Here is a 24,621-nt window from a genome sequence, read left to right as displayed (position 1 = left end):
GGCGCAAATGGTGACATTCGACAGCTTGCGGCGGGAAGACCGCTCTCCTGCACCCGGCTGGCGCTGGTTCGTCCGCTGGCTGCGCCGGCGATTGCCAACGGGTCTCTATACGCGTTCGTTGCTGATCATCATCATTCCGATGGTGCTCCTGCAGTCGGTCGTCGCAGCCGTCTTCATGGAACGTCACTGGCAGATGGTGACGGAGCGTCTGTCGCTTGCCGTCACCCGCGATATTGCCGCCATCATCGAGGTCATCGACACCTATCCGCAGGATGCCGATTACAGCGACATAACCCGCATCGCCCGCGACCAGCTCAGCCTGCAAATTTCGATCGAGCCGGATGGCGATCTGCCGCCGCCGCGCAACAAGCCGTTTTTCTCGATCCTCGACGGCATTCTGAGCGATGAGATCACCGATGAAATCCGCCGGCCGTTCTGGATCGATACGGTGGGCAATTCCAATCTCATCGAGATCCGTATCAAACTCGACAATCGCATCCTGCGCGTGATCACGAAACGCAGTCAGGCCTATGCATCGAACACGCATATTTTCATTCTCTGGATGGTCGGCGCGTCACTGGTGCTGATCGCCATCTCGATCCTGTTCCTGCGCGGCCAGATCCGGCCGATCCTCAATCTCGCGCGGGCGGCGGAAAGCTTTGGCAAGGGGCAGAAGGCGGACAATTTCTATCCCCGCGGCGCCGATGAAGTGCGGCGCGCCGGTCTTGCCTTCATCCTCATGCGTGAGCGAATCGAGCGGCAGATCGAGCAGCGCACGGCGATGCTCTCAGGTGTCAGCCACGACCTTAGGACCATCCTGACACGCTTCAAACTGCAGCTGGCGCTCGCCGGCGAGAATCCCGATCTTGCCGGCCTCAACGAAGACGTCAACGACATGCAGACCATGCTGGAGGCCTACATGGCCTTTGCCAGGGGCGAGGTTGAGGAGGATGTCGGGGAGCTGAAGCTCAGTGAAGTCTTCGAGAAACTCGAGGCCGATTTCGACCTGCACGGCAAGGCGCTGACCTATTCCATCGATGGCGAGGACCATATCGCCGTGCGCCCCAATGCCTTTACGCGGCTTGTTACCAATCTGGCCTCGAATGCAAGGCGTTATGCCGATACGCTTCATATCGAGGCCAAGCATAGCGCAAAGTGGCTGACGATTGTCTTTGACGACGATGGCCCCGGCATCCCCGAGAAGTATCGGGAGGACGTGTTCAAGCCGTTCTTCCGGCTGGACAGTGCACGCAATCTCGATGCCTCGGGTACCGGTCTCGGGCTCGCCATCGTCAGGGACATTGCCCGTAGCCACGGCGGTAATATCACGCTCGGCGACAGTCCGCTTGGCGGGCTGAGGGCGACGGTGCGTATTCCAGCCTAGCGGCTGGCTGCAGGTTTGTCGGCGTCAAACTCATTGAGGTGGACTACGATCCAGCGCCAGAGCGAGACGACCTGCGTCAGCAATTCGCGGCCAAGCGGCGTCAACTCATATTCGACGCGCGGCGGTACCTGCGGATAGAGCGTGCGGATGACGAGGCCGTCGCTTTCGAGCGTGCGCAATGTCTGTGTCAGCACTTTCTGGCTGATATCCTCCACCCGCTCGAGCACTCTAGAAAAGCGTAGAGGCCCGTTCGCTTCCGAAAGCACGTGCAGGACGCGGAGCGGCCATTTTGCAGCGGCACGTTCCAGCATCTGCCGGGCTCGCGCATCCTGCTCATCGCTCATGTTACGACAGAAATCAAAGATGTCGTCTTTCATTACAGTTACCTTCAGGTTTGTATAGATCCATTGGGTACCTTCTTTCTAAAGGAAACAATAGATCCTAAATGGATTGAGAACCGAAAAGGAGGTTTCCCATGTCAAAGATTTGGTTGATTACCGGAAGTTCGCGTGGCCTCGGCCGCGCGCTCGCCAATGCCGTGCTTGAGGCCGGCGACAAGCTGGTCGCGACGGCGCGCGATCCCGCCCAGCTTGCCGATCTTGTTGATGCGTATGGCTCGCGCGTTCTCGCCCTGGCGCTCGATGTGACCGACGAGGCGGCGGCGGGAGCGGCCGTGAAGACCGCGGTCGATACATTCGGCCGGCTCGACGTGCTGGTCAACAATGCCGGTTACGGCAATGTCGCGCCGATCGAGGATACGAGCCTTGCCGAATTCCGGGCGCAGATCGAGACCAATCTCTTCGGCACGATCATCATGACCAAGGCGGCGATCCCGGTCATGCGCGGGCAGGGGGCAGGCCATATCATCCAGTTCTCTTCCGTCGGCGGCAGGATCGGGCCTGTCGGGCGCGCGCCCTACGCGGCAGCGAAATGGGGCGTTGAGGGCTTTTCCGAAGTGCTTTCCAAGGAGGTCGGGCCGCTCGGCATCAAGGTGACGGTGATCGAGCCCGGCGGTTTCCGCACGGACTTTGCAGGCTCGTCGACGGCGATCTACGAAGGCCGTCCGGAATATGCCGAAACGGTCGGCGCCATGGCGGACTATCAGCGCAACTATAATGGCCGCCAGCCCGGCGATCCGGCCAGGGCGGCGGCCGCGGTGCTGCATATCGCTTCGCTCGATACGCCGCCGCTGAGATTGCTGCTCGGCAGCGATGCGGCCGCAGCCGTGGAAAAGGCGGATGCAGCGCGAATGGAGGCCGATCGCATCTGGCGTGTCGTCAGCCAGTCGACCGATTTCGAACAGAGCGGCGATGCCCGGCCCATGCCTTGGGACAAGAAGGCCGGCTGAGGTGCGGACAAAAGAAAAGCGCCGGATTGTGGCGGCGCTTTTCGTCAAAACATCTTCAGCCGATCAGCTTGCGACGCAGAAGTGCTCGCGACCGTCATTGCCGACATAGGTGCCGCTCTGCGGATCGAAGCTGCGATAGCGATAGGAGCAATAGCGTTGCCACTGGGCGCTCCAGGGTTCCATGGCGCTGACGGGGCGTCCGTAAACCGGGCGGCCATAGGCCGGCTCGGAATAGACGGGTTCGGAGTAAACGGGACGCGCGCGGTAGACCGGCGGCGGAGCATATTCAGGCTCATAGACCGGCGGGTCAATGTAGCGGCGCTCTTCATATACCGGGCCGTTGTTGGCATTGGCGATGGCAGAGCCGACGATCAGGCCGGTCGCAAGGCCGACAGCGCCGCCGACCAGTGCATCGTTGCCGTGGTCGTGGCCATGACGCCAGTAACGGTCGCCAGCCGAAGCTTCACCGATGGCTGCGAGGGTCAGGGCAGCGGCGGTTGCTGTCAGAAGAATGGTCTTTGCAAGCCTGTTCATCGCGTAAAATCCCAGTATCGGAAACCGGAAGCGGTCCCTTCTCTATGGTTCCGAAACTAGCGGCGGCATGCTGAATGGAGTCTGAACGACAAAACCCGGCATGGCTGCCGGGCTTCAACTCGATTCCACGCCTATGCGAGGGTTCAGCCTGAAATCTGCAGATTGACGGCCTTCGGGCCCTTGCCACGGCGATCCGGCTCTGTGTCGAAGCTTACTTTCTGGTTTTCCGTCAGACCGGCCAGGCCGGAAGCCTGAACGGCAGAAATGTGAACGAAGATATCGGCGCCGCCCTTGTCCGGCTTGATGAAGCCGAAGCCCTTGTCGGTATTGAAGAATTTTACAGTGCCAGTCTCGGCCATGCCTCAGGTCCTTTTGTCTCCGCCCGCCATCCACACGGGCAGCATTACGCTATTGCCTTCTCGCGAAGACGCTGGCAGGCAGATCTTGAAATGTGAGAAAAAGGTCCCCTCTACCTCCACCGGTTCCAGGCAGGACTTAACGCCCGCTTTCATTGGGACCGGCTGACCGGAATATTAGCGTTTCCGGCTCGCAAATTCTTAAGGACTTCCCATGCTCGCAAAATGCCCGAACGCGCGAAGAGTGCTGCGTTTGAAGGATTTTGGCAAGCAAAAGTTTTTTAACGGGTTCCTAAGAAGACCCCCGCAAATATGGCCTGTTTTCGCAAAAACGCCAAAAAATCCTCGTCGAGAGCAATTGATTAACGTTTTATATCGTCTGCAATATAAGTTCCGGGCAGATTTTACCAAAAATGCAACGCTAGCGCGTCTTGTCGCTCGCTTAAAAAAAATTTCAGATGGTACTAAACGCCCCATAAATGGACGCGTGTTCAGGCCGTCGGGGAGCGGCGGCGGGTCATTTCGGGCACGAGCTCGACTACAAGCATAGCGATAAACATCAGCGCACAACCTATATAGCCGAGTGGCGGCATGCTCTCGCCCAAAAGAAGTGCGGCAAGCGTGGCGCCGAACAGCGCTTCGGCGGAGAGGAAGATCGCTGCCTGCGAGGGCGTGGTGTAGCGCTGGGCGACGACCTGCAGCACGAAGGCGACGCCCGAGGAGAAGATACCGACATAGAGGATTTCGGGTGCAGCCACGCGGATATCTGTCAGGCTCACCGGTTCGAAAAGGGCGGCGATGACGAGCGCACAGGCTGCCGTGACCGCAAACTGGGCGCTGGACAGTGCAAGCGGCCGTCCCGTTTCGCCGACTGTCGTTCCGGCAAGCGTGATCTGGATCGACCAGAAGACGGCGCAGACGACCGTCAGCAGATCTCCCACCGTCAGGGCCGAAAGCTGGCCGCCCGACAGCATGTAGATGCCCGACACGGCCATGATGGCGCCCGGCCAGATGATCCAGTGCGGTGAGCGGCGCAGGAAGAAGACTGCGATCAGCGGCACAAAGATTACATAGAGCCCGGTAATGAAACTGGAATTGGTGACAGTCGTCGTCTGCAGGCCGATCTGCTGTGTCGAAGCACCGCCAAAGAGCGCCAGCCCGATCATCAGATAGAGGCCGAGATGCCGGCGGCTGGTTGCGACCTTCGCCTTGCGCGCTTCGATCAGTGTGAAAGGCAGGGTGGCAAATGCGGCGATGGCGAAGCGCAGGCCGATGAACCAGAAGGGGCCGATCGCCTTCATTGCCGTCGATTGCGCGACGAAGCCACCGCCCCAGATGGCAGCTGCAAGCAATAGAAGGAGGTTCGCCTGAACGCGCGTCATCTCGCCCTCGATGTTCGGGAAGCATTTAAGAGTTGTGCTGCCGGGTTAGCAGGCGCATCTCTTTTCGACAAGGATGGGAATTCCTCAAATGGTTCGGAGGCACGGATGAAGCGGCAACTGATTGCGGCCGTTACGGCAGCTGCCCTGGCTGGGCCTGGGAATGTTTCGGCCGAGGCTTCATCACCCGTCCTGCCGATTGCACACTTTGCCGATTTGCCCGATGCGGTGCGCGCGGATGTCGAGCCCGATGACGGCGACTGCCACATCGAAGAGCAGCGGCTAGCCTATGGCGACGCCTTCGAAGTCACCGGCGAGACCGGGAAGAGACTGATCATCGTGCCTTGCGGCCAGTCCGGCGCCTACAACATGCCTTTCGCGATCTATGGCGGTTACGGCGACCGGATTTCTCGAACGGTCTTTCCGCTGAAGTTTTCGGAAACGACCGGCGATACGGCCGTCAATATCCGCTACGACGCTGCGGAAGGACGCTTCACCTCTTTACTGAAGGGGCGCGGCCTGGGCGATTGCGGCAGCTATTATGCGTGGCGTGCCGCCGGGCTCGATAGCACGGATTTTCTCGTTCTCGAGGAAGTGCGCATCAAGGAAGAATGCGATGCCAGGGCCGACGGCGGTCCGGCAACGTGGCCGCTCGTGTGGAAGCGACAATGACGTCAGGATATTCCGGCACGCCGCTCGCAAAGAAGCTGGGGCTTAAAGCGGGGCAGGCGGCCTTGCTCGTCAATGTTCCCGATGGGCTGATGGAGATCGACGAGTTCGAGGGCTTCGTTTCGGTCGCACGTATCTTATCGCAAGGGTCTCATCGGCAATTCGACTATGTCCATATCTTTGAGACGCAGCGCGCGGTGCTGGAAGACATGGCAGCGGCTCTGTTTTCCGCGATCAAGCCGGATGGCATGGTCTGGATATCCTGGCCGAAGAAGAGTTCGAAAGTCCCGACCAGCATCACCGAGGACGCCCTTAGGGAGGTCCTGTTGCCGACAGGTCTCGTCGACGTCAAAGTCTGCGCCGTCGATGATGTCTGGTCCGGGCTGAAATTCATGATCCGCAAGGAGTTGCGGAACGCGCTCTAGCCGGCCCGGCTTTCGGCGCGGGAAACCCGGAGCAGTTCGCCGTCATCCTCGTCGGTCACCATCAGCAATGCGCCGTCGGGGGCGACGATGACGTCCCGGATGCGGCCATAGTCACCCTCAAACAAGCGCTCCTCAGCGGTGAAGGCGCCGCTCGAATCCCGCTGCATGCGGGACAGCAACTGGAACTTCAGCGCTGCTACGATGAAATCGCCGTTCCATTCCGGAAACATCTTGCCGCGATAGATCAGGAGGGCGCCAGGGGCGATCGACGGGTCCCAGTAGTGCAGGGGCTGTTCGAGGCCCTCCTTGGCTGTTCCTTCGCCAATCTTGGCACCGGAATAGTCTCGGCCATAGGTGATAACAGGCCAGCCGTAATTCTTGCCGGGTTCGGGATTGTTGATCTCGTCACCGCCACGCGCGCCATGTTCGACGGTGTAGAGCTTGCCGTCGGCGCTGTCGAAAGTGATGCCCTGCGGGTTGCGATGACCCTTGGACCAGATTTCCGGCAGGGCCTTATTGCTATCCTTGAAGGGATTGTCGGCAGGAATGCTGCCATCGGCGTTGAGATGGACGATCGAGCCGGCATCATCCTTCCAATCCTGCGAGCGGTTGCGGTTGCCGCGGTCGCCGACGCTGATGAACAGCGAGCCGTCTGGGGCGATCGCGATGCGCGACCCATACTGGATGTTGCCGCGGGTAAAGCGCCGCATGGTGAAGATCGGCGTGACGTTCTCGAGGCTCTTTTCATCCGGGGAAAGTGTTGCGCCGAACGCCTCTGTGCCCGAACCCCGGTCGCTGGCGGTTGCGGCGGTCAGATAAAGCTTTCGGCTGGTCGCGAAATCCGGGGCGAGGGCGACATCCATCAGGCCGCCCTGGCCCTGGGCGCTGACTTCTGGCACGCCGCGGATCGGATCGGAAACCCTGCCGTCACGGATGATGCGGAGCCGCCCCGGTCGCTCCGTGACGATATAGCTGCCATCGGGCAGGACCTCGACCGCCCACGGATGCTCGAGCCCTTCGGCGAGCTTTTCGACTCGAACCGAAACTTCCTTTGTCCTGACAATGTCTCCAATCTGGGCAAGGGCTGGCCCCGAAAAAGCCATGGCCCCGCCGAGGAGCAGGATAAAACGGAATGGCGAGATCGTATCCATCATATTCCCCGTCGTCATTTTGAGGGGAAGTTGGCGCGGGGCATGGGGCGCTTCAACCGCAATCGCCGCTCATAACGGTTTTGTGTTCTCGGGTTGAACGAGTGCAGGTCAGTTGATTATGCGGGGAGAGAAGCGGATATCGAAATCGGCATCCTGCAGCTCCGCACTCATCATCCGCTGTGTGATGAAGCCGGTGCGCTTTGCTTCCGCTTTCAGGAAGAGGCCGCAGCCGATCAGGGCCATGCCGTAGAAGGCGAGGCAAACGATGCCGACGGCGACCAGTTTTTCGACGACAGAAAGCCCGGGGAGGCGAGGTCTCGGCGGTGAAGGCGGGGCCTCATGGGCAGACGCCGCAGCCATTGCCAGTTCGAGATAGGTCGGCAGCGGCTCGAACGAGCCCGTTTCCTCGGTCCAGCCGGACCGCTGCGGCTTAGCGGACATGGCGCGGCCCCTCCGAGAGACGGCCCTTGATGCGGCGCAGCCAGATGGCAAGTCCGTTTGCGGCGACGAACGCGGCGACAAGTACGGCTACGCCATCGATGATCTTCTGATCGGCATAGGACGTTTTGAGGGAGCTGGAAGCCATGGCCGGCCCTGCTTCGGCGGCCGAAAACAGGCAGAACGTCGCGACGATGCAGCTTGCAAAAGCAATGACTGCCACCATCAGCGATAGGGAAACCCGGATTGCACGCAGGCGTTCTGCCGCGCGTTCGTCTTCCAGAAACATGGTATGCCCTCAATAACCAGTGTCGGATGGCGGAGAATATCGTTTCGATCTCGGCACTCTCACGACCGAATTGCGGCGCGCCACGGCATTTGTTGCGGCTTATTCATGGCAAATGGTAAACGGGCGATAACCTTGATTTTTAGTAATAAATTAGGGCCGACCTCAGAAATTGAATCAACTTCCCGTGTGCGTGGGTCGGCCACCCGCAGCGCCACTTCAAAGCTCCATTCAAATTTCCAGACGCAGATGCGGCAATTGATCAATAAGAATCATCGCGGCAATCATGCCTTTGCGCTTGAAATGATGTCATACATTGGACATAGAGCTTAGCGCAGAACTCCGGTCCCGGCCTTCTGCCCGTTTCAACCTTGTAGGACCGATATCATGGCCTTCCTTGCCGATGCCCTTTCCCGCGTGAAGCCTTCAGCCACCATCGCCGTTTCTCAGAAAGCGCGCGAACTGAAAGCAAAAGGACGCGACGTGATCGGCCTTGGCGCCGGCGAGCCCGATTTCGATACGCCCGAGAATATCAAGAAAGCGGCGATCGACGCGATCAATCGCGGCGAAACGAAATACACGCCGGTATCCGGTATCCCCGAGCTGCGTAAGGCGATTGCCGCCAAATTCAAGCGCGAGAACGGTCTGGAATATTCCTGGGAGCAGACGATTGTCGGCACGGGCGGCAAGCAGATCCTTTTCAACGCCTTCATGGCGACGTTGAACCCCGGCGATGAAGTCGTGATCCCCGCGCCTTACTGGGTATCCTATCCCGAGATGGTGGCGCTCTGCGGCGGCACACCGGTTTTCGTTTCGGCCACCCAGGAGCATAATTTCAAGCTCCAGCCCGCCGATCTCGAAAAGGCGATCACGCCGAAGACCAAGTGGTTCATCTTCAATTCGCCGTCCAACCCGACGGGCGCTGCCTATACGCATGACGAGTTGAAGGCACTGACGGACGTGCTGATGAAGCATCCTCAGGTCTGGGTGCTGACGGACGACATGTACGAGCACCTGACCTATGGTGACTTCAAATTCGTCACGCCCGTCGAAGTCGAGCCCAAGCTCTACGACCGCACGCTGACGATGAACGGCGTCTCCAAGGCCTATGCGATGACCGGCTGGCGTATTGGTTATGCGGCAGGCCCGATCCAGCTGATCAAGGCTATGGACATGATCCAGGGGCAGCAGACATCGGGTGCGACCTCGATCGCCCAGTGGGCGGCCGTCGAAGCGCTGAACGGCACACAGGACTTCATCCCCGAGAACAAGAAGATATTCGAAGGCCGCCGTGACCTCGTCGTTTCCATGCTGAACCAGGCCAAGGGCATCGTCTGCCCGGTGCCGGAAGGCGCCTTCTATGTCTATCCGTCCTGCGCCGGTCTCATCGGCAAGACAGCCCCGTCCGGCAAGGTGATCGAGACGGACGAGGATTTCGTTTCCGAACTGCTGGAATCGGAAGGCGTGGCCGTCGTTCATGGCTCGGCCTTCGGCCTCGGCCCGAACTTCCGCATCTCCTATGCGACGTCGGAAGAATTGCTTGAGGAAGCTTGCCGCCGCATCCAGCGCTTCTGCGGCGCTTGCAAGTAATCGGCAGCATCAGCCCTATCGAAAAGCCCGCCAGAGATGGCGGGCTTTTTCTTTGTCTCACTTTTTGATTCAACGTGCTTCGAAAGCGATTCCGCTCTTGGCGCTAAGTCGCTGATTTCAAGTTCAAAGTCCGATCGCCGTCAGCATGATGAACGTGGCGAAGAGGATGAAATGTGTCATGCCTTCGATGGCATTGGTCTCGCCGTCGTTGAGGTTGATTGCCGCGGCGATCAGCGTGACCATGACCATCACCGTCTGGACCGGCGACATGGCCATGATGAAAGGCTGGCCGGTATAGAGCGCGATCGCTTCCATGACCGGCACGGTAAGGATCACCGTCGAGAGGGATGCGCCCATGGCGATGTTGACGGTTGCCTGCATGCGGTTGCGGAGTGCGGCCCTCAGGGCCGTCAAAATTTCAGGAGCGGCGGAGATGGCGGCGACCACGATTGCGGTCACGGCCACAGGAGCACCGCTATCCCGCAGGCCCTCATTCATGAAGCCCGACATGAATTCGGCGAGCGCACCGATGATGACGACGCCGATCAGGATGATGGTGATCGAGGTCGCGACCGACCCTTCGTCGTGGTGTTCTTCGGGATGCTCCTTCTGCCGTTCCGAGCGTGGATAGCTGTAGGAAAAGAAATAGCTGTGCTGGCCGACCTGCATGCGCAGGAAGAGGCCGTAGAGGGCGATCATGGCAATGATGGTGAAGCCGGAATAATAGTGCCATTTGTCGTCGGGCACGAATTCCGGAACGATCATCGAGATGCCCATGGCGGTCAGGATCATCACGCCATAGGTCTTGCCGGAATTGTCGTTATAGGGTTGCTCGCCATGTTTCAGGCCGCCGAGCAGGGCGGCCAGGCCGAGGATGCCGTTGATATCGAGCATGAGCGCTGAATAGATCGTGTCGCGCACGAGCGTTGGCGACGTTTCCTCGCCGCTCATCATGATGGCGAGGATGATGACTTCAACGGCGACGGCCGAGAGCGTCAGGATCATGGTGCCGTAGGGATCGCCGACCTTGACGGCCAACAGTTCGGCGTGATGGGCGACGCGCATGGAGGCGAGCACAATGGTCGCGATCAGAGCGGCGGCCGCGACAAGCGCCATGGCCCGGCCGGCCTCCATGACCGAATGTTCCAGCATGTAGGCGATGATCGCGACCACGACCGCCACGATCAAGAATTTTTCTTCCTTAAGATGCAATGCCATGTCTACCGCCAGCGCCGAGTTTGATTCCCTCCGGGAATCTAAGCCGGTGATTTTTCTAGGCAAGCGGACTCGTAGCTGATGAAATTTGCAGTCTGTGACGATTAATGAAATACTGCTTTTCATACGGCAGCCGAACCCAGATCGCGGCGTCCTCGAAATCTTCTCAAGCGGCCCGCGCTGAACCGGACATGATCCGGGAGCCTGCGGATGCGCAACGAGAAGAAAGAGGAGACACATGCATGGTCAAGGTGGTTTATGAGGTCGTACCGCATGACGGCGGCTGGGCCTACAAGCTTGGAGACGTCTATTCCGAGGCATTTCCGAGCCACTCCGAGGCGCTAGAAGCTGCCCGCATCGTTGCGGCCGAGCAGCAGGTCGGCGGCGACTCCGCCGAGATCAGCTGGCAGGACGCGCAGGGCAAGTGGCACGAGGAATATGCCGAAGGTGGCGATCGTCCCGAAACCGAGGTTGTGGACGGGTTCACCAAGAGCCGTTCGCCCGAGGTTTCCCCCGAGCCCTGATCTCCCGCCGATTTTCTGACCTCATTCAGCGCGTCATCAGGCGCGCGTTTCCCCTGCATGACTTGATGTAGCTCAGCAGACCATCAACCAGCGCGTCGAAGGTTACGCGGCAGCGCGGCGAGGTCCTGAGGCTCTCGTGCATGACAACCCATGTGCCAAGCCGCATCTCGAATTCGTCCGACAGAATGTGGACAAGATCATGGTTCGGGCGAGCAAGCCCCGTCTGGCAGATGCCGATGCCTATCCCGGCGCGGATCGCGGCCAGATGGGCGAGATGATTGCTGGTGCGAAAGGCCGCAGCGAGTTCGTCAACTGCCGGATAGAGCTTGCGCATCATGCGGATATAGGCCGTCTGCCGGTCGAAGCCGATGATACGATGACCAGTGAGATCGGCCATTGTCTGCGGTGTGCCGTGGCGTTCAAGATAGCGGCGATGGGCGTGGAAGCCGAGCGGGATATCGCCGATGCGCCGCGCCAGCAGCACATCCTGCTGCGGCTCGGTCATACGCACGGCAATATCCGCCTCCCGGTTCATGAGGTCTTCCAGCGCATCCGATGCCGACAGCTCCACCTGCAAGCCCGGATAGGCCTCCTGCAGATCGGCGATGATCGGCGGCAGCACTTCGATGCCGATCACTTCGCTGGCGCTGATGCGCACGGTGCCTTCCACCTTGTCGCGCCGGCTGGATGCCGTGCGCAGGAAGGCGTCGGCCGTCGTTGCGAGCGTCTCGGCATAGGGTTTCAGGTCGAGCGCCATATCGGTCGGCAACAGGCCATTCGAAGAGCGGGTAAAGAGCTCCGCGCCGACAGCCTGCTCCAGCGCGTCGATATGACGGCCGATCGTCGGCTGGGTCAGGCCGAGTTCACGCGCGGCAGCCGAGAGCGATCCCTGACGAAGGACGGTGAGGAAAGAGCGATAGAAATCCCAGCTTGGTTCGGTATCCATATAATTATGTATAGCGACGGAACTTATTTCGTCAATTTTGTTTATCGTGGATAGAAGGCATAGTCGTCTCAACGAACAAGGAGATGATCATGAGCAGTGAATATCAGGATAAGAAACTGGCGCTGGTTCTCGGCGCTACCGGCGGCATCGGCGGTGCGGTGGCCCGCAAGCTGCAGGCCCGCGGCTGGACGGTGAGGGCGCTCAACCGCAACGCCGCGAAAGCATCGGCGAGCGGGCAGGGTTTCGACTGGATGCAGGGGGACGCGATGAATGCGGCGGATGTGCGCAAGGCGGCCGAAGGTGCAAGCCTTATCGTGCATGCCGTCAATCCGCCCGGTTACCGCGACTGGGAGAAGCTGGTTCTGCCGATGCTTGATAATACGATTGCCGCAGCTCGTGCCGTTGGCGCCCGCATCGTACTGCCGGGCACCGTCTATAATTTCGGGCAGGATGCGTTTCCCGTTGTGACGGAGGATAGTCCGCAGCATCCGGTGACGAAGAAGGGCAAGATACGTGTCGAGATGGAGAAGCGTCTGAAGGCGGCTTCAGAGACCGGCACAGGTGTGATCATCGTTCGCGCCGGCGATTTCTTCGGGCCGGGCGCGACGAGCAACAGCTGGTTCTCCGCCGCCTTCGCCACGCCGGGCAAGCCTGTTGGTACGATCAAGAATCCGGCGAGACCGGGCATTGGTCACCAATGGGCCTATTTGCCCGATGTTGCGGAGACGATGGTGCAACTCGTCGAGCGGGCAGCGCGCCTGCCAGCTTTCGCTTGTTATCACCTGAACGGCTTCTGGGATGGTGACGGCCAGCAGATGGCGGAGGCTGTCCGGCGTGTTGCCGGCGGCGCGGCAAAGATCGGTCGCTTCCCCTGGTTCATTGTACCGCTGCTCGCTCCTTTCATGACCGTCATGCATGAGCTGAAGGAGATGCGTTACCTGTGGAAGGTGACGGTGCGTATGAGGAATGACAAGCTGGTCGCCGAACTCGGAACCGAGCCACATACGCCGATCGACGAGGCCGTGCGCGCAACGCTCATCGCGCAGGGATCTCTGCCGGAACCGCATTCTGCGGCGACGCCAGCGCATTCTCTCACGATCGGAAATTAAGCTAGTCCAGTTCCGCGAGGGCGATACGGGCAACCGTCAGAGGTTTTTCCGCCGAGGCTTGGTCGCCATCTTCAAGAAACCAGGCAGCGGAAAGACCAGAATAGGCAGCGATCCATTTGAGCAGCCTTGACGGTTCTATATCTGCCTCTTTGGAGACAATCGGAAGCTGGCGCTGGAGCCGCTTGGGATCCGTCGTCGTCGGCAGGTCTTCATTGGCGAAGATATTGGCAAAGTCATAGCCGCGTTCGCCGTAGATTCGCTTGGGATCGATCGCCAGCCAGCCGCGTTCGCCGAAATCGAGGATGTTGCGGTGGTGGATGTCGCCGTGGAGAATGCTGAGCTGTTGTGGTGTTGCGAGCAGGCTGTTGGCGATCCTCCAGCTATCGACAAACGTGCCGCCATGGGTGCGCGCTGCCGGTTCCAGACTGCGGAACCAGCGCTCGAGTGTCGGGGAACCGGAGAGAGGCGCGGGGCGCGGCGCATGCAGCCTTGCTGCGGTGCGCACCATGATGCGGCTTGCTTCATCATCTTCGCCGTTCAGGGCCATTTCCAGCAGCGAGTGCCTGTCGGCCGCGCGCTCGAGAAGAATGGCGTCGTCCTGCTGCGCGTAGACCTTGGCCGCTCCGTCACCATCCCACCATTTCATCAGCAATGCGCCTTCGCGCTCACTGCTGTCGGTTGCGACTTTCAGCATCGCGGGTTTGTCCCGCCAGGTGACCGGCAGGAGGCGGCTCGAATGGGTGATGATGGGCTCGCCGTCCGAGGTAAGCGACCAGCGTTCGAGATAGGGTGAGAACATGCGCGCATGCTAGCGGCAATGGTCACGAATGGAAATCCCGCCGGATGGCGGGATTTCGTTTCGGCGAAAAGGATCAGGCGACCTTTTCAAGCAGGGGGTAGTCGACATAGCCCCTGGCATCGCCACCATAGAAGGTCGATTGGTCCGGTGGGTTCAGCGGCAGGTTCTTCTCCAGGCGTTCGACGAGATCGGGATTGGAGATGAAGGGCTTGCCGAAGGCGACGAGATCGGCCGTACCGTTTTCGACGGCTTCGATCGCCATGTCTCTGACATAGCCGTTGTTGACCATCCAGGCAGCCTTGCCGCCAGCCTTTTCATAGGCAGCGCGCAGTGCCTTGTAGTCGAAGGACGGGTTGTCGCCCTGGCGATAATCACGCTCGCCGCCGGTCTGGCCTTCGATGACATGGATATAGGCGAGGTCGTACCTGGCAAGGCCTTCAACGACATGGGTGAAGAGTGTCTGCGGGTTGGAATCATAGGATTCACCCGACGGCGTCACCGGCGAGATGCGGATCGCGGTGCGGCGCGCGCCGATTTCCCTGGTCACGGTTTCAACGACTTCGAAGAGGAAACGGGCACGGTTTTCGATCGAGCCGCCATATTGATCGGTGCGGTCGTTGACGCCATCACGCATGAACTGGTCGAGCAGATAGCCGTTGGCGCCGTGGATTTCGACACCATCGAAGCCGGCGTCGATCGCAGCACGGGCGGCCTTGCGGTAATCCTCGATGATGCCGGGGATTTCGGAGGTTTCGAGTGCACGCGGTTCGGACGTTTCGGCGAAGGCGCCGGTGCCGTCTGCATTGACGAGATAGGTCTTGGCCTTGGCGATGCGGTTGGTCGAGGAGACCGGCTTGGCATTGTCGGGTTGCAGCGTGTTGTGGGAGATGCGTCCGACATGCCACATCTGCACGACGATCTTGCCGCCTCCGGCGTGGACCGCATCCGTCACGCGCTTCCAGCCGTCGAGCGCTTCCTTGCTGTAGAGGCCGGGAACGTTGGCATAACCCTGGCCTTGATGCGTGATGGCGGTCGCTTCGGTGATGATGAGGCCGGCCGTGGCGCGCTGGCGGTAATATTCGACGTTGAGATCGTTCGGGATTGCGCCCGGCGAGCGGTTGCGGGTGAGCGGCGCCATGACGATATGGTTCCTGAGGGAAATATCGCCGACCTGAGTCGGCTGGAAAAGCTTGGCCATGGAAGGTCCTTTCTGCTTGGGGGATCACTCGGCGGTAGCGGGGTTAGTCTGTGCCCGGCCGGAGAGATAGGTGAGCGCCGTCGCTGCGAGGCCGATCAGGGCCATGGCGGCAGCGGCGAGGGGAACATGGACGAAGTCGAGACCGGCATTGATGACCATGCCGCCGACCCAGGCGCCGAGCGCATTGCCGGTGTTGAAGGCGCCGATATTGATGGTCGAGACGAGGTTTGGCGCATCCTTGCCGAAGCCGACGACACCGACCTGCAGGGCAGGGACCGCAGCGAAGGTTGCAGCAGCCCAAAGGAAGAGCGTTATCTCGGCCGGGATGACGAAGCGGCTGGTGTAGAAAAAGACTGCGGAGGTGAGCGCGATTACAGCAAAGACGCTGGCGAGCGTGGCTCCAAGCCGCCAATCGGCCAGCTTGCCGCCGATGAGATTGCCGACTGTCAGTCCGATGCCGATCAGGAACAGTGTCCACGTGACGCCTTCCGGCGAGATGCCGGTCACGTTACGCAACAGCGGCGCGATGTAGGTGAAGAGCGTGAACATCGAGGCCGCGAAGAAGACGGTCACCGAGAGCGCCATCCAGAGGCGGACGTTCTTCAATGCCGCGATCTCGCGCAGGATGCTGCTCTGCGTTTCCTGCTTGTCGCGCGGCAGGATGGCGATCAGGCCGGCAATGGTGACGACGCCGATGGCGGTAATGACCCAGAAGGTGGAGCGCCACCCGAAAGCCTGGCCGATGGCAGTGCCGGTTGGAACGCCGAGAACGTTTGCCAGCGTCAGGCCGGTAAACATCAGGGCGACGGCGCGGGCCTTGCGGTCTTCGCTCACAAGATTGGCGGCGACCACCGAGCCGATGCCGAAGAAGGCGCCATGGCAAAGCGCGGTGACGATGCGGGCGATCATCAGCACCCAGTAATTGGGCGCGATTGCGCAGAGCAGGTTACCGGCGATGAAGAAGGCCATCAGCATGATGAGCGTCGAGCGTCGCTTCAGCTTGGCGGTGGAGACCGCCATGATCGGCGCACCGAGCGCGACGGCCAGGGCATAACCCGTCACCAGCCAGCCAGCCTGGGGGATCGTCACGGAAAGATCGGCGGCGACTTCGGGCAGCAGGCCCATGATGACGAATTCGGTGGTGCCTATGGCAAATGAACTCAAGGCAAGGACGAGCAGGGCAAGGGGCATGACTAGAGATCCTGCGTTAGCTGCTGGAGAAAGGCAGCGATCGTTTCTTCATTGCGCTTGTAGAAGATCCACTGGCCGACACGCTTGCTGGTAACGAGGCCGGCGCGGTGTAGGGTACCAAGATGGGCGGAAACAGTGGATTGGGAAAGGCCGCAGCGTTCGAACTGGCTGGCGCAGACGCCCATATCAAACGGGTGTTCCTGTGTCGGAAAGTGTTCTTCCGGTTTCTTCAGCCAGTTGAGGATGTCCATCCGGGCAGGATTGGCCAGCGCCTTGAGAATCTCGTCTTTGTCCATCGTCGTTCATCGAAGTATAAATCGGATTTTCCCGATATATGGATCGATGATTTTCGATATGCAAATCACGGAGGCGTGAGCGATTGATTTCCTGGCTCTGCTTAAATCTTAAGCAAAAAAAGAGGGCCACTGGAAAGCCAGGGCCCTTTATAAGTGTGAAGGTCAAAAACCTCCAGAGGGGAACAGCCAACGCGGTGGCACTGGGAGAGAACCACAAAATGCATCGGCTACGAGCGATATGGTGGTTCTTTGTGCAGCTTTCAATAGCCTTTTGTGCATGCCAGCTATGCGCTGCACAAAATTTTTCCGCACTGCGGTATCTTCCGATAAAAATTCAGGCAAAAAGCAAAAATCGGGCAAAAAAAGAGGGCCACCGGAAAACCAGGGCCCTTTATAAGTGTGAAGGTCAAAAACCTCCAGAGGGGAACAGCTAATGCGGTGGAACTGGGAGGAAAAGCCACCGTGTGCATCAGCTATGTGCGATATGGTGCTTTAATGAGCAAACAACAACCCTTTTTTGTGCATGTCAGTCATGCGTGGGTTGCATGATTTGAGATTCATTCCACAAAAGTGGAAATCAGAAGTTCCAGTTGCGGGCCTTGCTGACGATGAAATCGCGAAAGGCTTTCAGCTTGGCGGCGTTCTTGATCTCGTCCGGATAGCAGAAATAGGTATCGAAAGAGGGGACGTCGGCATTGATCGCCAGCTGGATCAGGCCAGGGTCGCGGCCGACGATATAATCGGGCAGGCAGGCGATGCCGATACCGAGCAGGCAGGCCCGCTTGATCGAGGTCTGGCTGTTGATCTGCAGATGCGGGATGCGCTTGTTGTCCGACGAGCGGCCGGCGATTTCCAGCCAGTTCACGTCGAGCAGGTAGTTTGGCGCCGGCTCGCCGAACGTGATGATGCGGTGGTTGTCGAGATCTTCGATCGTCTGCGGCTCGCCGTGACGATTGATGTAGGAGGGGGCGGCGTAGACGTGCATATGCACGGTGAAAAGCTTGCGCTGGATCAGGTCCGATTGCTGCGGCTGACGAAGGCGGATGGCGCAATCGGCATGCCGCATGTTCACGTCCACTTCCTCGTTGTCGAGGATGAGCTGGATCTGGACGTCGGGATAGAGCTGCAGGAATTCCTGGATCTTGTCGGTCAGCCAGCCCTGGCCGAGGCCGACTGTCGTCGTGACGCGCAACTTGCCGGACGGCGTTTCCGTCGTCTCGGTCAGCTGCATCTTGACGGTTTCGAGCTTGAGCAGCACGTCGTGGGCGGTGCGGTAGAGCAGCTCGCCCTGTTCGGTGAGGATCAGGCCGCGCGCATGGCGGTGGAACAGCTTGGTGCCCACGTCCTGCTCGAGCGCACTTACTTGACGGCTGATGGCCGACTGCGACAGATGCAGCTTGTCAGCCGCATGCGTAAACGATCCGGCTTCGGCAGCTGCGTGGAAAATACGCAGCTTGTCCCAGTCCAATGGCATTCCCCCACCCCTCATGCCACTATTACTCCGCTGCTACGGCAACGGGCATATGGCCCGTCAGATAACGTTCTGCCTCGAGGGCGGCCATGCATCCCAAGCCTGCGGCGGTGATTGCCTGGCGGAAGGTGTCGTCCGTCACGTCGCCTGCGGCATAGACACCTTCGAGGCTGGTCGCAGTCGAATCCGGTGCGGTCCAGAGGTAGCCATTGTCCTTGAGCTTCAGCTTGCCCTTGAACAATTCGGTGGCCGGCGCGTGGCCGATTGCCACGAAGACACCGTCAACGGCGACATCGGTAATAGTGCCGGTGCGGGTATCGCGCAGGCGAGCACCGGAAACGGACGGCGGCATGGGGGGCTTTGCCGGCGTGCCCGTGATCTCGGCGACCTCGGTATTCCAGAGAACCTTGACGTTCTCCTTGGAGAAGAGACGCTCCTGCAGGATTTTTTCTGCGCGGAAGCTGTCGCGGCGGTGCACGACAGTGACCGACTTCGCGATGTTCGAGAGATAAAGTGCCTCTTCGACGGCGCTGTTGCCGCCACCGACCACGATCACATCCTTGTTGCGATAGAAGAAGCCGTCGCAGGTGGCGCAGGCAGACACGCCGAAGCCCTGGAAATGCTGCTCGCTCTCGATGCCGAGCCACTTGGCCTTGGCGCCGGTCGCGATAACAAGCGTGTCGGCAGTCCAGACCTGGCCGCTATCGGTGCGGGCAACGAAGGGGCGCTGGTTGAGGTCGACTTCGGTCACGAGGTCGTTGACGATTTCGGCGCCGACATGCTGAGCCTGCTGCAGCATCTGGTCCATCAGCCAGGGACCCTGGATGGGATCTGCAAAGCCCGGATAGTTCTCGACATCCGTGGTGATCATGAGCTGGCCGCCCTGTTCCAGACCGGCGATCAAAACCGGTTTCAGCATGGCGCGCGCGGCATAGACCGCTGCCGTATAACCGGCAGGTCCGGAACCGATAATGAGCACCTTGGTATGGCGGGCAGACATGGAATTTCCTTTCGATAGCAGGATGCGGCGGCTAAGAGGCGAATAAGGCCGTTTCGCGATCCCTGCGCCATTTATGAACGACCAATGCTTTTATTCAAGGGCAGCCTTGCATTACCAACAAGGCAAATGCAGGCGCCGTGCAAGATTCCGTCATCGGACTGAAACTTTCTTGCGTATTCCGTCGCTTTATATAGAAGCTGCCCACGGGGAATTAAAGAAAGGCCTGAGCGTGGTTCGCGCTGAACTTGACGTTATCGACATAAAGATATTGCGGGAACTGCAGGCCGACGGCCGCATGACCAATGTGGAACTTGCCGACAGGGTGGGAATTTCAGCGCCTCCCTGCCTGCGTCGGGTGCGTAAACTCGAAGAAGCGGGCGTCATCGAAGGCTATCACGCGATGTTGAACAGCCCGAGGCTTGGGCTCGATCTCGTCGCGTTCTGTATGGTCGGCCTCAAGCACCAGTCCGAAGCCAATCTGAAGGCCTTTGCTGCAGCCACCGCCGAATGGCCGCTGGTGCGCCAGGCCTGGATGGTTTCCGGTGACAGCGATTTCCTGCTGCATTGCGTGGCTCAAAACCTCACCCGTTTCCAGGATTTCGTCATCGAAGTGCTGACGGCCAACGAGCATGTCGATACTGTTCGCACCATGCTGACGATCCGACAGGTGAAGAAGCTCGGGCTGGTCGAGCTATAATCCAAAGCGCGTCGCGATCTTTCAGATCCGCTTGCCACGCTTCGGGCTCTTGTTTTCACGTGTCGTTTCTATTTGCGGTCGACATCTCCGTCTCGCCGCCTTCCGGATATGTCTATCACCTGGCTCGGCTTAAGCGCCGAGAAGCTGCCGGTAAATCCGGTTGATGGCTGTTGCTTCCTTTTCCAGCGCGAAATTTTCACGCACATGCCGGAGTGCTGTTTCGCCTTGAGCTGAAGTCAGCGCAGGATCGGCAAGATAGGTGGCGATGGCCGCCGTCAGTGCGTCGCCGTCGCCGGGCGGTACGATGACGCCGTTTTCGCCCGGTACGATCATTTCGGCGTAAGCGCCGGCGTCGGATGCCACGACCGGCGTCTTCGAAGCCATGGCCTCCAGTGGCGTCAGCCCGAAACCTTCGTTGCGGGATGGGGCGACATAGAGGCTCAGGCGGCGATACCAGACCTTGATATCAGGCACTTCGCCGATGAAGACGATGCGGTCGGTCAGACCGGCTGCGGCGATATCGGCCTTCAGCTTGTCGGCAAATGCCGTATGCTCCGGCGTGACACGGCCGGAAATGACGGCCGTCCAGTCCGGGTGCTGCGGCAGCAGCGCAATCATCGCCTGGACGAAAAGATCGGTGCCCTTCTGATGGCGCACGCGGCCGAAACAGCCGACGAGATAGCGGCCGGGCAGGCCGCTGGCGGCGATCGTATCGTCAGCCCCTTCAGGCGGATGGAAAAGCGTCAGATCGACGCCATGCTGGATGATCACATGCGGCACCTTGAGGAAGGAGCCGGAGCGGCTGCTGGTGGCGATGACGGCATCCATCCGGCGGATCAGCCAGCGGGTATAGGAGGTGTGGCGGCGCTGGGCGGCGGAGGTGAAGACGAGCTTCATCGGCATGCGCAGGACGTGGCGCATGAGGATGCCGACGGCCATTTCGTTGTTGCGGCGCGCATGCCAGACGCGCTGCCGGCGCCCGGCAGGCGGGCGCCAGAGGCCGGCAAGTTGCGGCCATTTCAACCGCGGAAGTTCCGGCGGAAGACCAGGGCCGAGAGCGGCGATCTTGATCCCCAACCGGATCTGGCAGGGGATGAGCTGAACGATCGTGGACGTGACGCCGGAGAGCCGGCGTTTCAGGTTGGGCGCGATGATCTCGACGTCACTGATGTCCGGCACTGGCTGCTCGTGCGAAAGGCGAGGGCGATCAGCCCCAGGAAACGGAAAGGATTTCGTAGGCCTTCGAGCCGCCCGGCGCATTGACTTCAATGGAGTCGCCGACTTCCTTGCCGATCAGCGCGCGGGCGATCGGGGAGGAGATGGAGATGCGACCCTGCTTCACGTCGGCTTCCTGATCGCCGACGATCTGGTAGGTCTTTTCTTCCTCGGTATCCTCGTCGACGAGCTTCACCCTGGCGCCGAACTTGATCTTGTCGCCCGACATCTTGGAGAGGTCGATGACTTCGGCGCGCGCCGTCAGGTCTTCGAGCTCGGTGATGCGGCCTTCATTATGGCTCTGTGCTTCCTTGGCCGCATGGTACTCGGCATTTTCCGAAAGGTCGCCATGGGCGCGCGCTTCCGCAATTGCCTCGATGATTCGCGGGCGCTCCTCCTGCTGACGCCAGCGCAGTTCTTCCTGCAGCTTGACGAAACCACCCTGTGTCATCGGTACCTTATCAACCATTTTTTCGTCCTTCTCTCCCCGCATCCGCAGTTCGCGCAGACACAAAAGAAAACAGGTCCCGAAGGGGACTTCGGAACCGTGTTACAAACCTAGTTCATTGCTTATAGCAGATCGGGACGCGCAATTTCCATAAAATTCGTATCGGCGCTTTTTATCATCAGCAGAAGTGCCTGCTTTTGAAGGGAACTTGCAGGGAAGCTCATTTCTTCGTCTTGATTTTGCCACCGTGAACATTTAGTGAACAAGATGATGAAGAAATCGCTTAGAGAACGGTTGGCGATCCTCTCCGACGCCGCCAAATATGATGCATCTTGCGCCTCCAGCGGCACGGTCAAACGGGATTCGGCTGGCTCCGGCGGGCTCGGCTCAACCGAAGGCGCCGGCATCTGCCATGCCTATGCGCCGGATGGGCGCTGCATTTCCTTGCTCAAAATCCTGCTCACCAATTTCTGCATCTACGATTGTGCCTATTGCATCAACCGCTCGTCCAGCAATGTCGAGCGCGCCCGTTTCACGCCGGAAGAGGTCGTCTGGCTGACGCTGGAATTTTATCGGCGCAACTATATCGAGGGCCTGTTCCTCTCCTCGGGCATTATCCGCTCGTCCGACCATACGATGGAGGAGATGGTACGCATCGTGCGCGAACTGCGCGTCACACATCATTTTCGCGGCTACATCCACCTGAAATCCATTCCGGAGGCGTCTCCACATCTGATCGAGGAGGCGGGGCTCTATGCTGATCGCCTGTCGCTCAATATCGAGCTGCCGACCGATAGCGGCATCAGCCGTTTTGCGCCGGAGAAGAAGCCCGCCAGCATTCGCCGCTCGATGGGCGATCTGAGGCTGAAGATCGAGGCGGCGGGAGAGCCGACGCTGCAGACCAAGCGGCGCAAGCGCTTCGTGCCGGCCGGGCAGAGTACCCAGATGATCGTCGGCGCTGACGGCGCCAATGATGCGACGATCCTGTCGACCAGCGGTCAGCTTTACAGCAGCTATGGTCTCAAACGTGTCTATTATTCCGCCTTCAGCCCGATCCCCGACAGTTCGAAGAACCTGCCGCTCATCAAGCCACCGCTGATGCGAGAGCACCGGCTCTATCAAGCGGATTGGCTCTATCGCTTCTATGGTTTCGGCATCGACGAGATCACTTCGACACAGCAGGGCGGCATGCTGGATCTCAATCTCGATCCCAAACTTGCCTGGGCGCTCGGCCATCGCGAGGACTTCCCTGTCGATATCAATCGCGCCGATCGCGAGAAGCTCCTGCGCGTACCGGGGCTCGGCACCAAAACGGTGAAGGCGATCCTGACGGAGAGGCGGCAGCGCCGGTTGCGGCTCGAGGATCTGCCGCGGCTTGGTGTCTCCCTTCGCAAGGTGCAGGCCTTCATCACTGCCGAGGGCTGGACGCCGCGTCGCCTGGCCGATCGACCGGACCTGCGCGCCATGTTCGAACCGCAACCCGAACAATTGTCGCTGCTATGATGCGCCGTGTCGTTCTGGAGGGCAGGGGGAATTTCGAGGAGTGGCGCAAGGCGGCTCGCGCCTTTGCCGCAGCCGGAATTCTGCCTGATGAAATCGACTGGCATGAAAGAAGCAGCGAACCGGGTTTTGCTTTCCAGCGTGATGCCTTGCCGCCCGATCCTCCCGTCGATGCCAGGACGATGAGCGTACCGCCGGCCTTCATGGCTTTGGCCGAGGCGGTGATCTGCCATAGCGATGCCAGGCGCTTCTCACTGCTTTACAGCCTGCTCTGGCGAACGCAGGAAAACCGGAACCTGCTGGAGCTGGCATCCGATGAAGAGGTGTCGCGCGCCCGGCTGATGCAGAAGAGCGTGCATCGCGACGCCCACAAGATGACGGCCTTCGTCCGCTTCAAGGAGGTGGCGGCCCCTGCCGGCGGGCGGCGTAAATTCATCGCCTGGTTCGAGCCCGATCATTACATTGTCGCGCGCAAGGCTCCGTTCTTCCAGCGCCGCTTCACCGACATGGACTGGCTGATCGCGACGCCAAAGGGGTCGGCCGCCTGGGATGGCGAGCGGCTGACGACGAGTGATGCGCCTTGCGAAAAGCCTGATATCAGTGACGCGACCGACGATCTGTGGCGCACCTATTATGCCAGCATCTTCAATCCGGCGCGGCTGAAGGTGAAGGCCATGCAGGCGGAGATGCCGAAAAAATACTGGAAGAACCTGCCGGAGGCCGATCTCATTCCCGGCCTGATTGCCGATGCAGAAGCAAAGGTACTCGCCATGGCCGAGCGCGAGGCGACGATGCCACTTCCCTATCACAACCGCATTCAGGAAGCGGCGGCTCGTCTGCCGATGCCGGAAATGGCGCCGGCGGGGACGCTGGAGGCGTTGCGCGAGGAAGCTGCGGTCTGCAATCGCTGCCCGCTGCATGCCAGGGCGACGCAGACCGTCTTCGGCGAAGGACCTGTCGATGCAGACATCATGTTCGTCGGCGAGCAACCGGGCGATCAGGAGGATCTTGCCGGCCGACCCTTCGTCGGACCGGCGGGCAAGGTCTTCGACGAGGCCATTTCGCAGGCCGGTATCGATCGGTCACGGCTCTACGTCACCAATGCCGTCAAGCATTTCAAATATGAGCCGCGTGGCAAGCGGCGGATCCATCAGAAGCCCAATCTTGGCGAGGTGCAGCATTGCCGGTGGTGGCTGAAGCTGGAGCTCGAGCTCGTGAAACCGAGACTGATCGTGGCGATGGGGGCGACAGCGCTTTATTCGCTGACCGGCGAGAAGCAGAAGCTGGAGGATGTGCGTGGCCGGCCGATTGCCATGGAGGAGGGGCGGCAGCTTTTCGCGACCGTACATCCCTCCTATCTGCTGCGCATTCCAGACGAGGAGAGGAAGGCGCAGGAGCTTGTCAGGTTTCGCGAGGATATGAATCGGATCAAGGGCTTGGTTTCCTGAGCGC

General features: G+C 60.0%; 27 protein-coding genes. 10 read left to right on the top strand and 17 right to left on the bottom strand.

Annotated features, from left to right (window positions below; translation table 11 throughout):
• The first annotated feature begins 7 nt into the window (after positions 1 to 7).
• A complete protein-coding gene (locus FHX06_RS03565; protein ID WP_112543585.1) occupies positions 8 to 1,384 on the top strand; it encodes an ATP-binding protein in 1,377 nt (458 codons plus the stop codon).
• On the opposite strand, the gene FHX06_RS03560 is transcribed toward FHX06_RS03565, so the two are convergent.
• Complete coding sequence (locus tag FHX06_RS03560; protein WP_409564315.1) at positions 1,381 to 1,761, bottom strand: winged helix-turn-helix transcriptional regulator; 381 nt, start codon at positions 1,759 to 1,761, stop codon at positions 1,381 to 1,383. The genes FHX06_RS03565 and FHX06_RS03560 overlap by 4 nt on opposite strands.
• A 98-nt stretch (positions 1,762 to 1,859) precedes the next feature.
• Here FHX06_RS03560 and FHX06_RS03555 point away from each other — a divergent pair, with 98 nt between their 5' ends.
• A complete protein-coding gene (locus FHX06_RS03555) occupies positions 1,860 to 2,732 on the top strand; it encodes an oxidoreductase (RefSeq protein ID WP_113208165.1) in 873 nt (290 codons plus the stop codon).
• A 63-nt stretch (positions 2,733 to 2,795) separates the two neighbouring features.
• Here FHX06_RS03555 and FHX06_RS03550 read toward each other — a convergent pair whose 3' ends face one another.
• The 3 genes from FHX06_RS03550 to FHX06_RS03540 form a co-directional block, all read right to left on the bottom strand.
• Positions 2,796 to 3,266 (bottom strand): BA14K family protein, encoded by a 471-nt coding sequence (locus tag FHX06_RS03550; protein ID WP_112543588.1) that lies wholly within the window; start codon positions 3,264 to 3,266, stop codon positions 2,796 to 2,798.
• 143 nt (positions 3,267 to 3,409) lie between these two features.
• Positions 3,410 to 3,625, bottom strand: a complete 216-nt coding sequence (locus FHX06_RS03545; RefSeq protein WP_007824341.1) for a cold-shock protein — start codon at positions 3,623 to 3,625, stop codon at positions 3,410 to 3,412.
• Between the two features lie 488 nt (positions 3,626 to 4,113).
• A complete protein-coding gene (locus FHX06_RS03540) occupies positions 4,114 to 5,004 on the bottom strand; it encodes a DMT family transporter (protein WP_112972228.1) in 891 nt (296 codons plus the stop codon).
• 105 nt (positions 5,005 to 5,109) lie between these two features.
• On the opposite strand from FHX06_RS03540, the gene FHX06_RS03535 reads away from it, so the two are divergent.
• Both FHX06_RS03535 and FHX06_RS03530 read left to right on the top strand, forming a co-directional pair.
• Positions 5,110 to 5,673: a DUF1176 domain-containing protein gene (locus tag FHX06_RS03535; RefSeq protein WP_183878120.1), complete on the top strand. Its 564-nt coding sequence runs from the start codon at positions 5,110 to 5,112 to the stop codon at positions 5,671 to 5,673.
• Positions 5,613 to 6,095 carry a DUF3052 domain-containing protein gene (locus FHX06_RS03530; protein ID WP_183878118.1) on the top strand — a complete coding sequence of 161 codons (483 nt, stop codon included), beginning with the start codon at positions 5,613 to 5,615 and terminating at the stop codon, positions 6,093 to 6,095. Before FHX06_RS03535 ends, FHX06_RS03530 begins: the two co-directional genes overlap by 61 nt.
• Here FHX06_RS03530 and FHX06_RS03525 read toward each other — a convergent pair.
• From FHX06_RS03525 to FHX06_RS03515, 3 genes are all read right to left on the bottom strand, one after another.
• A complete protein-coding gene (locus FHX06_RS03525) occupies positions 6,092 to 7,246 on the bottom strand; it encodes a PQQ-dependent sugar dehydrogenase (RefSeq protein ID WP_183878408.1) in 1,155 nt (384 codons plus the stop codon). The genes FHX06_RS03530 and FHX06_RS03525 overlap by 4 nt on opposite strands.
• A 108-nt stretch (positions 7,247 to 7,354) precedes the next feature.
• Positions 7,355 to 7,687, bottom strand: a complete 333-nt coding sequence (locus FHX06_RS03520; protein ID WP_183878116.1) for a sortase — start codon at positions 7,685 to 7,687, stop codon at positions 7,355 to 7,357.
• The gene (locus tag FHX06_RS03515) at positions 7,677 to 7,973 is read right to left on the bottom strand and encodes a hypothetical protein (RefSeq protein ID WP_112543594.1); all 297 of its coding nucleotides are present in this window, start codon (positions 7,971 to 7,973) and stop codon (positions 7,677 to 7,679) included. Before FHX06_RS03515 ends, FHX06_RS03520 begins: the two co-directional genes overlap by 11 nt.
• A gap of 384 nt (positions 7,974 to 8,357) precedes the next feature.
• On the opposite strand from FHX06_RS03515, the gene FHX06_RS03510 reads away from it, so the two are divergent.
• Entirely contained in the window at positions 8,358 to 9,560 is a 1,203-nt protein-coding gene (locus FHX06_RS03510; protein WP_007824321.1) for a pyridoxal phosphate-dependent aminotransferase, read from the top strand.
• Between the two features lie 123 nt (positions 9,561 to 9,683).
• Here the strand turns inward: FHX06_RS03510 and FHX06_RS03505 are convergent, their stop codons facing one another.
• Positions 9,684 to 10,778, bottom strand: coding sequence for a calcium:proton antiporter (locus FHX06_RS03505; protein WP_112543595.1), 1,095 nt, complete (start codon positions 10,776 to 10,778; stop codon positions 9,684 to 9,686).
• Between the two features lie 239 nt (positions 10,779 to 11,017).
• On the opposite strand from FHX06_RS03505, the gene FHX06_RS03500 reads away from it, so the two are divergent.
• Entirely contained in the window at positions 11,018 to 11,299 is a 282-nt protein-coding gene (locus FHX06_RS03500) for a DUF2188 domain-containing protein (RefSeq protein WP_112543596.1), read from the top strand.
• Positions 11,300 to 11,324: 25 nt separating this feature from the next.
• Here FHX06_RS03500 and FHX06_RS03495 read toward each other — a convergent pair whose 3' ends face one another.
• Positions 11,325 to 12,245 carry a LysR family transcriptional regulator gene (locus FHX06_RS03495; RefSeq protein ID WP_112972235.1) on the bottom strand — a complete coding sequence of 307 codons (921 nt, stop codon included), beginning with the start codon at positions 12,243 to 12,245 and terminating at the stop codon, positions 11,325 to 11,327.
• An 89-nt stretch (positions 12,246 to 12,334) separates the two neighbouring features.
• Between FHX06_RS03495 and FHX06_RS03490 the strand changes: the two genes are divergently transcribed.
• A complete protein-coding gene (locus tag FHX06_RS03490) occupies positions 12,335 to 13,354 on the top strand; it encodes an NAD(P)H-binding protein (RefSeq protein WP_183878114.1) in 1,020 nt (339 codons plus the stop codon).
• Between the two features lies 1 nt (position 13,355).
• Here the strand turns inward: FHX06_RS03490 and FHX06_RS03485 are convergent, their stop codons facing one another.
• From FHX06_RS03485 to trxB, 6 genes are all read right to left on the bottom strand, one after another.
• On the bottom strand, positions 13,356 to 14,153 hold the full coding sequence (locus FHX06_RS03485) for an aminoglycoside phosphotransferase family protein (protein WP_183878112.1): 798 nt from the start codon (positions 14,151 to 14,153) through the stop codon (positions 13,356 to 13,358).
• Positions 14,154 to 14,226: 73 nt separating this feature from the next.
• Positions 14,227 to 15,351, bottom strand: a complete 1,125-nt coding sequence (locus FHX06_RS03480; RefSeq protein WP_183878110.1) for an alkene reductase — start codon at positions 15,349 to 15,351, stop codon at positions 14,227 to 14,229.
• Between the two features lie 24 nt (positions 15,352 to 15,375).
• The gene (locus FHX06_RS03475) at positions 15,376 to 16,542 is read right to left on the bottom strand and encodes an MFS transporter (RefSeq protein ID WP_183878108.1); all 1,167 of its coding nucleotides are present in this window, start codon (positions 16,540 to 16,542) and stop codon (positions 15,376 to 15,378) included.
• 2 nt (positions 16,543 to 16,544) lie between these two features.
• Complete coding sequence (locus FHX06_RS03470) at positions 16,545 to 16,838, bottom strand: ArsR/SmtB family transcription factor (protein ID WP_113210869.1); 294 nt, start codon at positions 16,836 to 16,838, stop codon at positions 16,545 to 16,547.
• A gap of 577 nt (positions 16,839 to 17,415) precedes the next feature.
• On the bottom strand, positions 17,416 to 18,312 hold the full coding sequence (locus FHX06_RS03465) for a LysR family transcriptional regulator VtlR (protein ID WP_112543602.1): 897 nt from the start codon (positions 18,310 to 18,312) through the stop codon (positions 17,416 to 17,418).
• 22 nt (positions 18,313 to 18,334) lie between these two features.
• Positions 18,335 to 19,309 carry a thioredoxin-disulfide reductase gene (trxB, locus tag FHX06_RS03460; RefSeq protein ID WP_112972239.1) on the bottom strand — a complete coding sequence of 325 codons (975 nt, stop codon included), beginning with the start codon at positions 19,307 to 19,309 and terminating at the stop codon, positions 18,335 to 18,337.
• Between the two features lie 229 nt (positions 19,310 to 19,538).
• On the opposite strand from trxB, the gene FHX06_RS03455 reads away from it, so the two are divergent.
• Positions 19,539 to 20,006 (top strand): Lrp/AsnC family transcriptional regulator, encoded by a 468-nt coding sequence (locus FHX06_RS03455; protein ID WP_112543653.1) that lies wholly within the window; start codon positions 19,539 to 19,541, stop codon positions 20,004 to 20,006.
• Positions 20,007 to 20,135: 129 nt separating this feature from the next.
• Here FHX06_RS03455 and FHX06_RS03450 read toward each other — a convergent pair whose 3' ends face one another.
• Entirely contained in the window at positions 20,136 to 21,185 is a 1,050-nt protein-coding gene (locus FHX06_RS03450) for a glycosyltransferase family 4 protein (protein ID WP_183878106.1), read from the bottom strand.
• 28 nt (positions 21,186 to 21,213) lie between these two features.
• Entirely contained in the window at positions 21,214 to 21,690 is a 477-nt protein-coding gene (gene greA, locus FHX06_RS03445) for a transcription elongation factor GreA (RefSeq protein ID WP_112543605.1), read from the bottom strand.
• Between the two features lie 249 nt (positions 21,691 to 21,939).
• Between greA and FHX06_RS03440 the strand changes: the two genes are divergently transcribed.
• Positions 21,940 to 23,172, top strand: coding sequence for a putative DNA modification/repair radical SAM protein (locus tag FHX06_RS03440; protein WP_113210871.1), 1,233 nt, complete (start codon positions 21,940 to 21,942; stop codon positions 23,170 to 23,172).
• Positions 23,172 to 24,617, top strand: coding sequence for a UdgX family uracil-DNA binding protein (locus FHX06_RS03435; RefSeq protein ID WP_183878406.1), 1,446 nt, complete (start codon positions 23,172 to 23,174; stop codon positions 24,615 to 24,617). The genes FHX06_RS03440 and FHX06_RS03435 overlap by 1 nt, the downstream gene beginning before the upstream one ends.
• Positions 24,618 to 24,621: the final 4 nt, after the last annotated feature.

The organism is Rhizobium sp. BK512 (assembly GCF_014194915.1).
GTDB lineage: Bacteria > Pseudomonadota > Alphaproteobacteria > Rhizobiales > Rhizobiaceae > Rhizobium.
This window is presented reverse-complemented; position numbering and strand designations above follow the sequence as displayed.

Excerpts from the sequence above, each read along its gene's own strand:
- FHX06_RS03565 (WP_112543585.1), top strand. The coding sequence starts at position 8 with ATGGTGACATTCGACAGCTTGCGGCGGGAAGACCGCTCTCCTGCACCC.
- FHX06_RS03560 (WP_409564315.1), bottom strand. The coding sequence starts at position 1,761 with ATGAAAGACGACATCTTTGATTTCTGTCGTAACATGAGCGATGAGCAG.
- FHX06_RS03555 (WP_113208165.1), top strand. The coding sequence starts at position 1,860 with ATGTCAAAGATTTGGTTGATTACCGGAAGTTCGCGTGGCCTCGGCCGC.
- FHX06_RS03550 (WP_112543588.1), bottom strand. The coding sequence starts at position 3,266 with ATGAACAGGCTTGCAAAGACCATTCTTCTGACAGCAACCGCCGCTGCC.
- FHX06_RS03545 (WP_007824341.1), bottom strand. The coding sequence starts at position 3,625 with ATGGCCGAGACTGGCACTGTAAAATTCTTCAATACCGACAAGGGCTTC.
- FHX06_RS03540 (WP_112972228.1), bottom strand. The coding sequence starts at position 5,004 with ATGACGCGCGTTCAGGCGAACCTCCTTCTATTGCTTGCAGCTGCCATC.
- FHX06_RS03535 (WP_183878120.1), top strand. The coding sequence starts at position 5,110 with ATGAAGCGGCAACTGATTGCGGCCGTTACGGCAGCTGCCCTGGCTGGG.
- FHX06_RS03530 (WP_183878118.1), top strand. The coding sequence starts at position 5,613 with ATGCGATGCCAGGGCCGACGGCGGTCCGGCAACGTGGCCGCTCGTGTG.
- FHX06_RS03525 (WP_183878408.1), bottom strand. The coding sequence starts at position 7,246 with ATGGATACGATCTCGCCATTCCGTTTTATCCTGCTCCTCGGCGGGGCC.
- FHX06_RS03520 (WP_183878116.1), bottom strand. The coding sequence starts at position 7,687 with ATGTCCGCTAAGCCGCAGCGGTCCGGCTGGACCGAGGAAACGGGCTCG.
- FHX06_RS03515 (WP_112543594.1), bottom strand. The coding sequence starts at position 7,973 with ATGTTTCTGGAAGACGAACGCGCGGCAGAACGCCTGCGTGCAATCCGG.
- FHX06_RS03510 (WP_007824321.1), top strand. The coding sequence starts at position 8,358 with ATGGCCTTCCTTGCCGATGCCCTTTCCCGCGTGAAGCCTTCAGCCACC.
- FHX06_RS03505 (WP_112543595.1), bottom strand. The coding sequence starts at position 10,778 with ATGGCATTGCATCTTAAGGAAGAAAAATTCTTGATCGTGGCGGTCGTG.
- FHX06_RS03500 (WP_112543596.1), top strand. The coding sequence starts at position 11,018 with ATGGTCAAGGTGGTTTATGAGGTCGTACCGCATGACGGCGGCTGGGCC.
- FHX06_RS03495 (WP_112972235.1), bottom strand. The coding sequence starts at position 12,245 with ATGGATACCGAACCAAGCTGGGATTTCTATCGCTCTTTCCTCACCGTC.
- FHX06_RS03490 (WP_183878114.1), top strand. The coding sequence starts at position 12,335 with ATGAGCAGTGAATATCAGGATAAGAAACTGGCGCTGGTTCTCGGCGCT.
- FHX06_RS03485 (WP_183878112.1), bottom strand. The coding sequence starts at position 14,153 with ATGTTCTCACCCTATCTCGAACGCTGGTCGCTTACCTCGGACGGCGAG.
- FHX06_RS03480 (WP_183878110.1), bottom strand. The coding sequence starts at position 15,351 with ATGGCCAAGCTTTTCCAGCCGACTCAGGTCGGCGATATTTCCCTCAGG.
- FHX06_RS03475 (WP_183878108.1), bottom strand. The coding sequence starts at position 16,542 with ATGCCCCTTGCCCTGCTCGTCCTTGCCTTGAGTTCATTTGCCATAGGC.
- FHX06_RS03470 (WP_113210869.1), bottom strand. The coding sequence starts at position 16,838 with ATGGACAAAGACGAGATTCTCAAGGCGCTGGCCAATCCTGCCCGGATG.
- FHX06_RS03465 (WP_112543602.1), bottom strand. The coding sequence starts at position 18,312 with ATGCCATTGGACTGGGACAAGCTGCGTATTTTCCACGCAGCTGCCGAA.
- trxB (WP_112972239.1), bottom strand. The coding sequence starts at position 19,309 with ATGTCTGCCCGCCATACCAAGGTGCTCATTATCGGTTCCGGACCTGCC.
- greA (WP_112543605.1), bottom strand. The coding sequence starts at position 21,690 with ATGGTTGATAAGGTACCGATGACACAGGGTGGTTTCGTCAAGCTGCAG.
- FHX06_RS03440 (WP_113210871.1), top strand. The coding sequence starts at position 21,940 with ATGAAGAAATCGCTTAGAGAACGGTTGGCGATCCTCTCCGACGCCGCC.
- FHX06_RS03435 (WP_183878406.1), top strand. The coding sequence starts at position 23,172 with ATGCGCCGTGTCGTTCTGGAGGGCAGGGGGAATTTCGAGGAGTGGCGC.